The sequence below is a fragment of the Rhizobium sp. CCGE 510 genome (genome assembly GCF_000292525.1).
Taxonomy (GTDB): domain Bacteria; phylum Pseudomonadota; class Alphaproteobacteria; order Rhizobiales; family Rhizobiaceae; genus Rhizobium.
This window is the reverse complement of sequence record NZ_AEYF01000006.1, coordinates 1-13,010: the sequence shown is the minus strand read 5'-3', so window position 1 is coordinate 13,010 and position 13,010 is coordinate 1. Positions and strand designations below refer to the sequence as shown.

At 58.5% G+C, this 13,010-nt stretch carries 11 protein-coding genes and 1 pseudogene; 3 read left to right on the top strand and 9 right to left on the bottom strand.

Annotated elements, in window-relative coordinates; translation table 11 throughout:
• Window position 1: 1 nt before the first annotated feature.
• From RCCGE510_RS04540 to RCCGE510_RS04510, 6 genes are all read right to left on the bottom strand, one after another.
• Entirely contained in the window at window positions 2–1,597 is a 1,596-nt protein-coding gene (locus RCCGE510_RS04540; RefSeq protein ID WP_007627581.1) for a GMC family oxidoreductase N-terminal domain-containing protein, read from the bottom strand.
• 65 nt (window positions 1,598–1,662) lie between these two features.
• Window positions 1,663–2,652, bottom strand: a complete 990-nt coding sequence (locus RCCGE510_RS04535) for a branched-chain amino acid ABC transporter permease (RefSeq protein WP_007627580.1) — start codon at window positions 2,650–2,652, stop codon at window positions 1,663–1,665.
• A gap of 1 nt (window position 2,653) precedes the next feature.
• The gene (locus RCCGE510_RS04530; protein ID WP_007627578.1) at window positions 2,654–3,541 is read right to left on the bottom strand and encodes a branched-chain amino acid ABC transporter permease; all 888 of its coding nucleotides are present in this window, start codon (window positions 3,539–3,541) and stop codon (window positions 2,654–2,656) included.
• A gap of 211 nt (window positions 3,542–3,752) precedes the next feature.
• Entirely contained in the window at window positions 3,753–4,454 is a 702-nt protein-coding gene (locus RCCGE510_RS04520; protein WP_007627575.1) for an ABC transporter ATP-binding protein, read from the bottom strand.
• The gene (locus RCCGE510_RS04515; RefSeq protein WP_007627573.1) at window positions 4,454–5,236 is read right to left on the bottom strand and encodes an ABC transporter ATP-binding protein; all 783 of its coding nucleotides are present in this window, start codon (window positions 5,234–5,236) and stop codon (window positions 4,454–4,456) included. Before RCCGE510_RS04515 ends, RCCGE510_RS04520 begins: the two co-directional genes overlap by 1 nt.
• A gap of 5 nt (window positions 5,237–5,241) precedes the next feature.
• A complete protein-coding gene (locus RCCGE510_RS04510) occupies window positions 5,242–6,447 on the bottom strand; it encodes an ABC transporter substrate-binding protein (RefSeq protein WP_007627571.1) in 1,206 nt (401 codons plus the stop codon).
• A gap of 174 nt (window positions 6,448–6,621) precedes the next feature.
• Between RCCGE510_RS04510 and RCCGE510_RS04505 the strand changes: the two genes are divergently transcribed.
• Window positions 6,622–7,575: a LysR family transcriptional regulator gene (locus RCCGE510_RS04505; RefSeq protein ID WP_007627569.1), complete on the top strand. Its 954-nt coding sequence runs from the start codon at window positions 6,622–6,624 to the stop codon at window positions 7,573–7,575.
• Here the strand turns inward: RCCGE510_RS04505 and RCCGE510_RS04500 are convergent, their stop codons facing one another.
• Entirely contained in the window at window positions 7,576–7,914 is a 339-nt protein-coding gene (locus RCCGE510_RS04500; protein ID WP_007627567.1) for a cupin domain-containing protein, read from the bottom strand.
• Window positions 7,915–8,089: 175 nt separating this feature from the next.
• Between RCCGE510_RS04500 and RCCGE510_RS04495 the strand changes: the two genes are divergently transcribed.
• The gene (locus RCCGE510_RS04495; RefSeq protein WP_007627563.1) at window positions 8,090–9,277 is read left to right on the top strand and encodes an acyl-CoA dehydrogenase; all 1,188 of its coding nucleotides are present in this window, start codon (window positions 8,090–8,092) and stop codon (window positions 9,275–9,277) included.
• Between the two features lie 239 nt (window positions 9,278–9,516).
• On the opposite strand, the gene RCCGE510_RS04490 is transcribed toward RCCGE510_RS04495, so the two are convergent.
• Window positions 9,517–10,029 (bottom strand): hypothetical protein, encoded by a 513-nt coding sequence (locus tag RCCGE510_RS04490; RefSeq protein ID WP_037077776.1) that lies wholly within the window; start codon window positions 10,027–10,029, stop codon window positions 9,517–9,519.
• Window positions 10,030–10,109: 80 nt separating this feature from the next.
• Between RCCGE510_RS04490 and RCCGE510_RS04485 the strand changes: the two genes are divergently transcribed.
• Window positions 10,110–11,891: a hypothetical protein gene (locus RCCGE510_RS04485; protein WP_007627561.1), complete on the top strand. Its 1,782-nt coding sequence runs from the start codon at window positions 10,110–10,112 to the stop codon at window positions 11,889–11,891.
• A gap of 767 nt (window positions 11,892–12,658) precedes the next feature.
• Here RCCGE510_RS04485 and RCCGE510_RS34660 read toward each other — a convergent pair.
• Window positions 12,659–12,938, bottom strand: a pseudogene (locus RCCGE510_RS34660) (transposase); the annotation flags it as partial.
• Window positions 12,939–13,010: the final 72 nt, after the last annotated feature.

Here is a 13,010-nt window from a genome sequence, read left to right as displayed (position 1 = left end):
CCTATCGATTGTCTTCGAGGATCATCGCTGCCGCCTTTTCGGCGATCATGATCGTCGGCGAATTGGTGTTGCCCGAGGTGATCGACGGCATCACCGAGGCGTCGGCGATCCTGAGCTTGCCGAGCGCCCGGAATCTCAGCCGGGGATCGACGACGCTGTCCCTGTCGGCGCCCATGCGGCAGGTGCCGACAGGATGGAAGATCGTCGTGCCGATTTCGCCCGCCGCCCGCTCCAGATCGGCCTCGGTCTGATAGCTGGGTCCCGGCTTGAATTCCTCCGGCCTGAACCGGGCGAAGGAAGGCTGCGCGACGATCCTGCGCGTCAACCGTATCGAACGGACAGCTATCTCACGATCGCGCTGTGTCGAGAGGTATTTCGGGCTGATCGTCGGCTGGGCGGCAAAATCCGGGCTCGACAGGTGCACCGAACCGCGGCTTTCCGGCCTCAGATTGCAGACGCTCGCGGTGATCGCCGGGAAAGGATGGACGGGATCGCCGAACTTCTCCAGCGATACCGGCTGCACGTGATATTGCAGATCCGGCGTTTCCCGGTCCGGGCCCGAGCGGGTGAAGATGCCGAGCTGGCTCGGCGCCATCGCCATCGGCCCGGAGCGGCGAACGAGATATTCGAGCCCGATCGCCGCCTTGCCGATCAGCTTCGTCGCCTTCTCGTTCAGCGTCGGAACACCGGTCACCTTATAGGCCAGACGCAGTTGCAGATGGTCCTGCAGGTTTTCGCCGACACCTTTCACGTCCACGACGACATCGACGCCCGCCTGCCGGAGAACCTCGCCCTTGCCGATGCCGGACAGTTCCAGGATATGCGGCGAGCCGATCGAACCGGCCGACAGAATGGTTTCCTTGTCCGCATAGGCGCGTTTCGCCACACCATTGTGCTGGAATTCGACGCCGGCGACGGCCCCCTCCTCGACCAGCAGCCGCCGGACCTGCGCCTTGATGAGAACGGTCAGGTTGGAGCGTCGCATCGCCGGGCGCAGGAAGGCCTTCGAGGTGTTCCAGCGAATGCCGGAACGCTGGTTGACGTCGAAATAGCCGGAGCCTTCATTGCTGCCGCGGTTGAAATCGGCGGTTTCCGGAATGCCCGCTTCCCTCGCCGCCTGCTGAAAAGCATCGAGCACGGCCCAGCGCACGCGCGCTTTCTCGATGCGCCATTCGCCGCCGGCCCCATGCATCTCATCTTCGCCGTGATAAAAATCCTCGGACTTGCGGAAGAAGGGTAGAACATCGTCCCAGCCCCAGCCGCCGCAGCCCATCTGTCGCCAGAGGTCGTAGTCGCGCGCCTGACCGCGCATGTAGATCATGCCGTTGATCGAAGAGGAGCCACCGAGCACCTTGCCGCGCGGATAGCTCAGCGCCCGACCATTCAACCCGGCCTCGGGCGCCGTGGTGAAACACCAGTCGGTACGCGGATTGTTGATGCAATAGAGATAACCGACCGGAATATGGATCCAGTGGTAGTTGTCGCTGCCGCCGGCTTCGAGCAGCAGCACCCGGCTCCTGCCATCGGCCGACAACCGGTTGGCCAGCACGCAACCGGCGCTGCCTGCCCCGATGATGATATAGTCGTATCGATCCATCTGCCCCACACGAAACTTCTGATGCTTGTGCCGCCGTCTCTCCTCCCGAAGGGAGGTGCGCCGGTTCAGCGGCGATAGACGAAGCCAAGTTTGCGCCCCAGCCGCGAGGCGTAGAATTCGCCGATGATGCCGCGGCGGAAGATCAGCACGCAGACCATGAAGACGATGCCGGTGATGATCGTCACCGGAAATTCCGAGGTCGCAAGGTAGTTTTCCAGCGCCACCACCAGCCCGGCGCCGAAGAGCGGGCCGATCAGCGTGCTGATGCCGCCGAGCAGTGTCATCAGGATCACCTCGCCCGACATCTGCCAGGCGACGTCGGTCAAGGTCGCGAACTGGAAGACGATCGATTTCACCGCGCCCGCCAGCCCCGCAAGCGCTGCCGACATGACGAAGGCGCCGAGTTTGTAACGCGCGACGGAATAGCCGAGTGAGACCGCCCGATTTTCGTTCTCGCGGATCGATTTCAGGATCATGCCGAAGGGTGAGTTGATGAAACGCCAGATGATCAGCACGCCGATGATGAACACCGCCAGCACGAAATAATACATGTTGGTCGAGCTGTTCAGATCGATGAAGCCGAAGAGATGGCCGCGTGGCACCGACTGGATGCCGTCCTCGCCCTCGGTGAACTTTGCTTGCAGGCAGAAGAAAAAGAACATCTGCGACAGCGCCAGCGTGATCATCGCGAAATAGATGCCCTGGCGGCGGATGGCGAAAAAGCCCATCACCAGGCCGAGAAACGCCGCACCCGCCACGCCGATCAAGATGCCGAGCTCCGGCGGCAACCCCCATTCCTTCACCGTATAGGCGGTGAAATAAGCTGCGCCGCCGAAGAAGGTGGCATGGCCGAAAGACAGCAGGCCGGTATAACCGAGCAGCAGGTTGAAGGCGCAGGCAAACAGCGCGAAGCACAGCAGCTTCATCAGGAAGATCGGATAGAAGAAGAACGGCGCGAGCACCAGGAGCAGAAGCCCAACGGCGAGGAAGCCCGCCTGCACCGAAAGGGCGGTTCGATTTTTTTCCGTTTGGATGGTGTCGGTGATGTCGGTCATGTCAGGCATCCCGGCCGAAGAGGCCCGCGGGCCTGATGAGAAGCACGATCGCCATGATGACGAAGATGACGATGTTGGACGCTTCGGGATAGAAGACCTTGGTCAGTCCCTCGGCGATGCCGAGGAAGTAACCGGTGATGATCGCGCCCATGATCGATCCCATGCCGCCGACGACGACCACGGCAAAGACAACGATGATCATGTTCGAGCCCATCAGCGGCGAGACCTGGTAGATCGGCGCGGCCAGCACGCCGGCAAAGGCCGCGAGACCGGCCCCGAGCGCATAGGTGAGCGTCAACAGCACCGGCACGTTAACGCCAAAGACCTGCACCAGCACCGCGTTTTCGGTGGCGGCGCGGAGATAGGCGCCGAGCTTGGTCTTTTCGATCAGCAGCCATGTGCCGAGGCAGACGACAAGCGAGACGACGACCACCCAGCCGCGATAGATCGGCAAGAACATGAAGCCGAGATTTGCCCCGCCGGCAAGCGCTGCCGGCGTTGCATAGGGCTGGCCGGAGGAGCCGTAGAGATAGCGGAAGGTGCCCTCGACGGCCAGCGCCAGCCCGAAGGTGAAGAGCAGGCCGTAGAGCGGATCGAGATCGTAGAGCCGTCGCAGGAACAGCCGCTCGATGATGGCGCCGGCAAGCCCGACGATCACAGGCGCCAGGATCAGCGACGGCCAATAGCCGATGCCGGCATAGGTCAAGAGCAGATAGGCGACGAAGGCGCCGAGCATATATTGCGCGCCATGGGCGAAATTGATCACCCGAAGCAGGCCGAAAATGATGGCAAGGCCGAGGCTGAGCAGCGCATAGAACGAGCCATTGATCAGGCCGATCAGCAGCTGGCCGAGCAGCGCCTGCAGGGGAATGCCGAAGATCATCGTCATGGCATCCTCCTCTGGAAGAGATTGGTTCCGTCTACGCAGCCACGCTTTCCACCGCCCTCATTCCTGTGCTCGTCACAGGAATCCAGCCGGCCCAAGTCCTTGGGCCGAAATGACTCCTCCGCGCCGCAGACGCGGCGCTGCTGGATCCCTGTGACGAGCACAGGGATGAGGGAGGAAACGTTGCGGCCTAAATTGCTAGTCCTGGTCATATCTAAACCCCCAGAACCTTGTGCAGCGTATCCATGCGCTGCGGCAGTTCGCCGACCGGGAATTCCGACACCATCTGCCCATGATCCATCAGATAGAAGCGATCGGCAATACGGCTGGCGAAACGGAAGTTCTGCTCGACCAGCAGGATCGTCATGCCGCGGCCTTTCAGGGTCTGCAGCACCTCGCCGATACGCTGGACGATGACGGGGGCAAGCCCTTCCGTCGGTTCGTCGAGAATAAGCAGCCGGACGCCGGTGCGCAGGATCCGGGCGATCGCCAGCATTTGCTGCTCGCCGCCGGAAAGTTTGGTGCCGGGGCTGCCGCGGCGCTCATAGAGATTGGGGAAGAGTTCGTAGATTTCGTCGAGCGTCATGCCGCCCTTCGCCACGACAGGCGGCAGCAGCAGGTTTTCCGAGACGGTCAGCGTCGAGAAGATGCCGCGCTCCTCCGGCACGAAACCGATGCCGCGGTGGGCCGTCTTGTGCAGCGGCACCTGCATCATGTCGCTGCCGGCAAAGCTGATCCTGCCCTTGCGGGACCGCACGATGCCGGTGATGGTGCGCAATGTCGTCGTCTTGCCGACGCCGTTACGGCCGAGAAGGGTAATCGTCTCGCCTTCGCCGACCCGCATGTCGACACCGTGCAGGACGTGGCTTTCGCCGTACCAGGCGTTCAGTCCCTGGACTTCGAGGAGAGCGGCCATCAATGCTCCTCCGTGCCCATATAGGCGACGCGCACGCGCTCGTCCTGGCTGACTGTGGCGTAGTCGCCCTCGGCGAGGATCTCGCCGCGCTGCAGCACGGTGACATGCTGGCAGATATTGGCGACGACGGAGAGATTGTGCTCGACCATCAGCACCGCCCGGTCACGGGCGACGTCGCGGATGATGGACGAGACGACGGCGACATCCTCAAGCCCCATGCCCGCCATCGGCTCGTCGAGCAGCAGCACCTTGGGATCGAGCGCCAGCGTCGTGGCGATCTCCAGCACGCGCTTGCGGCCATAGGAGAGATCGGCGGCGATCTGATCGCGCTCCTTGGAAAGCCCGACGCTGGCAAGCAATTGCTCGGCGCGCGCGTTCAGCCGGTCGAGCGCCGAGAGCGGTCGCCAGAACTGGGTAGAGAGATTGTTCGGCCGCTGCAGCGCCACGCGGACGTTGTCGAGCACGGACAGATGAGGGAAGACCGCCGAGATCTGGAAGGAGCGCACCAACCCCATGCGCGCCACCCTGTCGGGCGGTGTCCTGGTGATATCGGTGCCCATCAGTGTGATCGTGCCCGATGTCGGCTGCAGGAACTTGGTCAAAAGGTTGAAAACCGTCGTCTTGCCGGCGCCGTTCGGGCCGATCAGCGCATGCACGCTCGCGTCGTACACGTCGAGGTCGACGTTCTTGACGGCCGTGAAGCCGCCGAAATCGCGACGCAGGCCGCGGGCGGACAAGACCACCCGCGGCTTTTCCTGCGTTTCAATTGCGGAAACCGCCATTGCGCTCACTTCACCAGATCGCAGCCGCTCTTGGCGGGATCGATATAGGCTTCCTTGCCGGGAATGCTGGCAAGCACGTTGAAGTAATCCCACGGCTCCTTGCTTTCGGCCGGCTTCTTGACCTGCAGCAGATACATGTCGTGGATCATGCGGCCATTGGCGCCGACCGTGCCACCGCGGCCGAAGACGTCATCAACCGGCATTTCATGCAGCTGTTTGGCGACGGCTTCCGTCTCGTCGGTGCCGGCCTTCTGCACCGCCTTCAGATATTGCGTCACCGCCGAATAAGTGCCGGTGTGGATCATGTTCGGCATCTTGCCGGTACGGGCGAAGAACTTCTTAGCGAAGGCGCGGCTTTCGTCGTCGCGGTTCCAGTAAAAACCTTCCGTCAGCGTCAGCCCCTGTGCCGCCTCGAGGCCAAGACCATGGACTTCGGCGAGCGTGAAGAGCAGCGCTGCCAGATGCTGGCCGCCCTGGGTGATGCCGAATTCGGCCGCCTGCTTGATGGCGTTCGAGGTATCGAGGCCGGCATTGGCGAGACCGATCACCTTGGCGCCTGAGGATTGCGCCTGCAGCAGGAAGGACGAGAAGTCCTGGGTCGACAGCGGATGGCGGACGGCGCCGACGACCTTGCCGCCGCTCGACTTGACGTAGTCGCTGGTCTGCTGCTCCAGCGAATAGCCGAAGGCATAGTCGGCGGTCAGGAAGAACCAGCTGTCGCCGCCCTGCTTGACGAGGGCGCCGCCAGTGCCGACGGCGAGCGCATGCGTGTCATAGGCCCAATGGAAGCCGTAAGGCGAGCAGGCCTTGCCGGTGAGATCGGTCGTCGCCGCACCGGTGACGATGTCGATCTTCTTCTTCTCCTTGGCGATCGCCTGCACGGCAAGCGCCACCGACGAGGTCGTCAATTCCATGATCGCATCCACCTGCTCGGTGTCGTACCATTGGCGGGCGATGTTGGAGGCAATATCCGGCTTGTTCTGGTGGTCGGCATCGACGATCTCGATCGGCACATCAAGCACCTTGCCGCCGAAATCCTCGACCGCCATCTTGGCGGCCTCGACGGAAGACTTGCCGCCGAAATCGGCATAAACACCCGACTGGTCGTTCAGGATACCGATCTTGACCTTGCCGTCGGTCGCGCTCTGCGCGAGCACCGCAGTGCTGCTTGCAAGCAGAAATGCAACTGATGCAATGAGATTCTTACGCATATTCTCTCCTCCCAGAGATTGGCCAGTTTGCGGATCTGTTCAGATTTGGCCAGCCGCACTCCTCAGAGCGGCCGACCCTTAGCTTACGATCAAGGAAATTCCGCCTTGAGGCAACGGGTGATTTACAACTAATTCCAAACAGTATCTGTTCATTTTTGAACAGAGGGGATCGCCATGAACAATCCACCGCAGTTTACTTGGGACGATCTGCAGTTTTTTCTAGCCGTCGCCCGCACGGGACAGCTGTCGACGGCGGCCCGCCAGCTGCGCTCCAGCCATCCCACGGTCTCGCGGCGCATCGACCGGCTGGAATTCACACTCAAGGTCAAGCTGTTCGAGCGCAATCCGCGCGGTTATGTGCTGACCGCCATGGGCACGCGTTTCGTCGAGACGGCCGAGCGGATGGAGCAGGAGACCGAGCGCCTGCGCGCCGATCTCGCCGACGGCTCGATGGCGCAGCGCGGCCTGGTGCGTCTGAGCGCGCCGGAAGGCTTTGCCAATTTCTTCTTCGCGACCGTGCTGCACCGGTTTGCCGCCCAGCATCCGCACCTGGCGCTGGAGCTGGTGACGATCCAGCAGATCATGTCGCTGTCGCGAAAGGAGGCCGATCTTTCCGTCGTGCTCGACGAGCCGAAGGGCGGGCCCTATTTCGCCGAGAAGCTGACCGACTATCACCTGCAGATCTACGGCTCGCGCGACTATCTGGCAAAGGCGCCTGAGATCACCTGCCGCGAGGACCTGCTTGAGCATCCCTTCGTCAGCTATATCGAGGAGATGATCTTCGCGCCGGGCCTGGATTATCTGAGCGATGTGCATCCGCGAATCAAACCGCAGTTCCAGAGTTCCAGCATCTTCGCGCAGCTCACCGCCACCCGAAATGGCCTCGGCCTCTGCATCCTGCCCTACTTCTTCGCCAGCCGATATCCCGAGCTGGTGCGGGTGCTGCCCGAAGAAATCGACCTCAAGCGCCAATACTGGATCACCTGCCATCGCGACCTGAAACAGGCGCCGCGCGTACGCGCCGTCATCGACTTCCTGCGTCAGGCGGTGCGCGGTGAGGATGCGCGCTTCGTGCCGCCCTATGTCACTCCAGCGGGCGCACCGCGCCGGCCAGAAGCCGCAACCTGACTATTTGAGAAACTCGGCCCTGTGCGGGGTGAATGCATCGATCAGCCGGCCCTTTTCCAGCGCCTTGACGCCGTGGACGAGGTTGGGCGGCACGATGAAGCTGCCGCCCTGGCGCAGCACCTCGGTCCGGCCGTCGATCGTCACTTCGAAGCTGCCCTCGGCGACATAACTTGCCTGAATGTGCGGATGCGAATGGGCAGCACCGACGGCGCCGCTTTCGAAGGTCACTTCCACCATCATCATCTCAGGCAGATAAGTCATGATGCGCCTGACGACGCCAGGCTCGGGGTTGACCCATTCGGCGCCTTCGGCCGATACGAACAGATCGCTTGACGACATTTCCGTCTCCTCGTTCCAGAATCGATCGCGGGCCAAAGTGGATCATGCCGACGCTTTTGAAAAGATGGCGGGCGCTGTCTTTTCGATACGGCCGCCTTCTGTTGACGCAATCGGCTGGCGGGTCTATGCGACCTTGAGCGAGGCAAGCTTGAATCGTGGGTGAGGAGACGCCGACATGCAGCATACGCGCGAGGTTTTCGACTGGGCCGACCCGTTCCGCCTGGTGGAGCAGCTCACCAGCGAGGAGCGCATGGTGCAGGATACGGCCCATGCCTATGCGCAGGAGAAGCTTGCGCCCCGCGTTCTCGACGCCTTCCGCAATGAAAAGACCGATCCCGAAATCTTCCGCGAAATGGGCGAACTCGGCCTGCTCGGCCCGACAATTTCGCCTGAGTATGGCGGGGCCGGCCTCGGTTACACCGCCTACGGCCTGATCGCCCGTGAAGTCGAACGGGTCGATAGCGGTTACCGCTCGATGATGAGCGTGCAGTCGTCGCTGGTCATGGTGCCGATCGACACCTTCGGGTCGCAGGCGCAGAAACTGAAATACCTGCCGAAACTTGCCAGCGGCGAATGGATCGGCTGCTTCGGCCTGACCGAACCCGATCACGGCTCCGACCCCGGCTCGATGGCGACACGCGCCAAAAAGGTCGACGGCGGCTACAGCCTCACCGGCTCGAAGACTTGGATCTCCAACGCCCCGATCGCCGATGTCTTCGTCGTCTGGGCAAAGACCGAGGACGGCCTCATCCGCGGCTTCATCCTCGAAAAGGGCTGGAAGGGGCTTTCGGCTCCCGCCATTCACGGCAAGGTGGGCTTGCGCGCCTCGATCACCGGCGAAGTGGTGATGGACGGGGTCTTCGTGCCTGAGGAAAACCTTCTGCCTGATGTAACCGGCCTCAAGGGACCGTTCACCTGCCTCAACTCGGCCCGTTTCGGCATCGCCTGGGGCGCACTCGGTGCAGCCGAGGATTGTTATGCAAGAGCCCGGCAATACACGCTCGAGCGCAAGCAGTTCGGCCGGCCGCTTGCTGCCAACCAGCTCATCCAGAAGAAACTCGCCGACATGGCGGCGGAAATCTCGCTCGGCCTTCAGGGCTGCCTGCGGCTTGGCCGCATAAAAGAGGAAGGCCATCCGCCGGTGGAACTGACCTCGATCCTCAAGCGCAACAGCTGCGGCAAGGCGCTGGAGATCGCGCGGGCGGCCCGCGACATGCTCGGCGGCAACGGCATCTCCGACGAATTCGGCATCGCCCGTCATCTCGTCAACCTCGAAGTGGTCAACACCTATGAGGGCACACACGACATCCACGCGCTGATCATCGGTCGGGCGATCACCGGCATCGCCGCCTTTGCGAACTAGACGGTAGACTCATAGCGATTTGATCCAGATACGGGTTGCGAGAAGCTTGACGCGGCAAGAAAGTTCAGCGAGTCGCAATATCCCTGAACTATTTGAGTTTGTTGAAGAAGCGCTCCACGAGGTTATGCTGGCGATAAACTCAGGCTGGATCAAATCATCCGCGTATGTGAACCGGTGCATGAGTGCACGGACGGCAGCGTGTAGAAAAGTTTAAACGGACGGCATCAATATTCAGGTCCTCATCTTTTTGGAATTTTTTCGCGTGCATCTTCTGGTGGCTGGAAGAAGCAGAGGAAAGCCGTCACCAGCGTAAGCGCGAGCGTCGATCCAATTGGAGGAAACTTTAGCTGCTGTACAAGGGGGCCATTGGTAGCCACCGCGTAAACAATCAATGAGATAGTTGACACGAATATCTGTGAACCTCTTCGCACATTCCATATTATGTACAGGTAAAGAGCATTGAAAATCGCCGTGACGAACAACAGAAATGTTAGCCAGTACAATGCCTGATTTTCAGCTGGCTGAGCAGTAGCAGCTATTCCGGCTAAAGCCATATAAAGGCTTAAAGCCTCTGCGGGAATAAACTTTACCAAGCGTGCGAGAGCTTGATCTGGCTTCACTGAAGGTGGTAGTGCGCCCATCCTTGGGTTGCGTTCTGACAGACCCTCGGCCTTCCTTTTTTCATCCACAGCGGCTCTTGCACGCGCGTTAGCTTTCAACGCATCTTTTGCAGTAATGACATTGCGATCCATTCCGCCCTCCAAATACATGGTTCAATTTTATGGGGTAACAGTGTAGTATTGCACGTCATCATTCAAGGGGGGGCGCAGATATGTCTTTGCTTATTTGGGTTATTCAGCGAGGCAAGATATTTATCGCATTGTTTTTCATCGCGATTATCTTCATGCAATCTTGCGGTGATGCAGATGCGGCTGCGCAGAGAATGCTGTTGTTACCAGATGGGGGCTCGATAACCGTCGGCGCTGGGGGGACAAACAAGATACATGCGATGTGTCTTGACAGCTACCGTGACAATCCACAGCCCGAGGATCAATTTTCTAAAGCTCCCGGCAATTTGGGCTCTGCAACAGTCAAGGTAGGCGGGGCGCCGTTTATTCCACTGCAAGAAGCAATCGATAAAAATATCTTAGAATTACACGGCGATGGAAGTCACGGAAGCGTGGCAGTAACAAGCCTTGTCTCGCAACCTTTGACAATTAATATTGCATCCACAAGTGTGATTGCGCCTCAGGACTTCTCCAAAACAGACGATTTAACAAATCTAGACTTAATTAATCAGCAAAACCCGTCGTTTTCACAGGACCAGCTTTGGGAGACCACGCATCAGGCACGACTGACGCACTACGGGTGGCAAGACCAAGAGTTTGCTGAAGTCCTAGATGGTGGCTTCTCGGCGGAAGATATACTGCCACTCCATGACGCAGGATGGACGAAGAATGAAATCATTTCATTAGGTGATGAAATTCGGCTGGCTATGGCGCTCAGCGAGCTTGGGTGGGATAAAGATTCTATAAAAAACTTTTCGGGAAGCCTTCTGCCTATTATAGGGCTCACAAGAGCGCAATGGACCAAAGATGAGATAGAAGGACTAAAAGACGACATCAACACGGTCGCTGATTTAGCGATGACTGGCTGGACACGCGAGGACGTAAAATCCGTCGAGAACAACGTTCCGCAGGCCGCACGGCTGGCGCGAGTGGGATGGACCGTCGATGAGGTAAAATTAATTCAAACTCATATCGACGCAGCGGTCGAATTGGCGGAGGCCGGGCTTTCAGCGGAACAAGTGTATAGGGTTCGCAACCATATTGAAGATAGCGCCAAGTTAGCACAGTGGACAGTGCTCAAAGGTCAAAACTCATCCGATGGACGGCTGTTCTCCCTTCAACGCGTTCTTGTCGACGGCCTTTCAAATTACATATTGTTCTCCTCAGACCACTCGGCTCTCTACGTGGAAGGCAATCATAATTTAAACGAAGTCGGCATTCGTATCCGCGAAGTTGGCATAGCAGCTGACGACAGCCGATCGCCTCAGGTGATTTTGATTGGGGATGGCCAACAACGTGACTTCGACGCGGTTCAGATGACCGTACTAACAACTGACGCAGGTGGCGGTGGCGCGAAAGTGCCCCTAGCGTTTGTTGGATTGCCGGACGATTTTCCACCAGGCGGCGGAGGGGGATGGAACTACTCCGAAAAAACGCCTGATGATCTGCCAATAGCATATTACGCTAGCGGAAAACGTTCGAAGTTGCTTAAATTTTTAAATCGCGGCGAGATAAGTATATCTGTCTCAGCTTTCGTTGTAAGCAAGTGGCAATCACTACTTGCTGCGATGAGCATCGGCGTTGAAGATGCAAAAGATGAGCCAGGCGCATCTACTATGTCCCGCGATGACCTTGAGGAATCTATCAATAGACATATCCAGAAACGCATAAATCAAGAAAAAGTCGAAAGAAATATTACAACACTACCTCCGGACGCCGCGATAGTTGAATTTAATCTGGACAGCGTCCTTTCAAGCCGGCGCTATGTCGAGATTTTTCCGATGTCTTCGCCAAAATTTGTGATAGCGACTAGCGGAGGTTTATAGCGTGAGCTCCATTTGGAGAGCAAATCTTCGGTTGACGGAATGGGCATTCGTGTTTGCGTTTCCGTCAGACCGTCTCTCATTTGAACGGTTCCACGCCTGGAGCGAGTTCTGCTCCCAATTTAATAATTGGGAAGATTACAGAACAAAAGTGATCGACGCGTTCGATGAACTTATAATACCGATGGAACATCATGGTCTACTTATATATAGACATGCTTCCATTCGGGATTTTCGTATCGCTTTCCGAAAGAGAAGAGCAGTCGTCCTCTTCTCTCATCACAACATCTTCTCAATTGAATTTCGTGGCGGAATGCTTCCGTTCGAGCGCGTTCTCAAAGGAATGCCCCGCGGTTTTGAGGGAATATTGGAACTTTCCGTCTGCTCTCCAACCGCAGATATGATATCGTGCATTAGAAAACGGTGCCCTGAATGCGGGGTGGCGTACATGCCGGTGGACCTTACTCCAAATGACTGGATAATTTATTTTTCTCAACTGCTACTCCAATTTTATGACACTGAAAGCAGTTACATGGGTGCTGAGGCTAGTGTGCGGCAGTTGCGCGCAAAGCGTTAAATACTAGACGGTAGACTCATAGCGATTTGATCCAGATACGGGTTGCGAGAAGCTTGATGCGGCAAGAAAGTTCAGCGAGTCGCAATATCCCTGAACTATTTGAGTTTGTTGAAGAAGCGCTCCACGAGGTTATGCCGGCGATAAACTCAGGCTGAAGGAGAAGCCTTCCTTGCGGTTTCGCTTTGCGGGAATGTTCTCTTTTGCGAAGTCTCGAGGAATGTTGGTATCGTATGCACTGTCGACCAACGATCGATCTGCTATCGGCATCGTCTGCCTTTCGCCACCTGACGAAACGATTGTAGCAGATCGTATAAGGGCCATATCGCTCAGGAAGATCGACCCACGGTGAGCCGGTGTGAAATCCGTTGATCACACGTCGCTCATCAACGCGGGGACACTCCGAGGCTTGGCGGAAGAAGTGGCTGGATAATACTCCATTCGAAATCCGTCAGGTCGAACCGGCGACGCGTCATCCGAGGTCTCCAAATCAAACCCTAGTGGATCAAAATCATCCGCGTATGTGAACCGGTGCATGAGTGCACGGA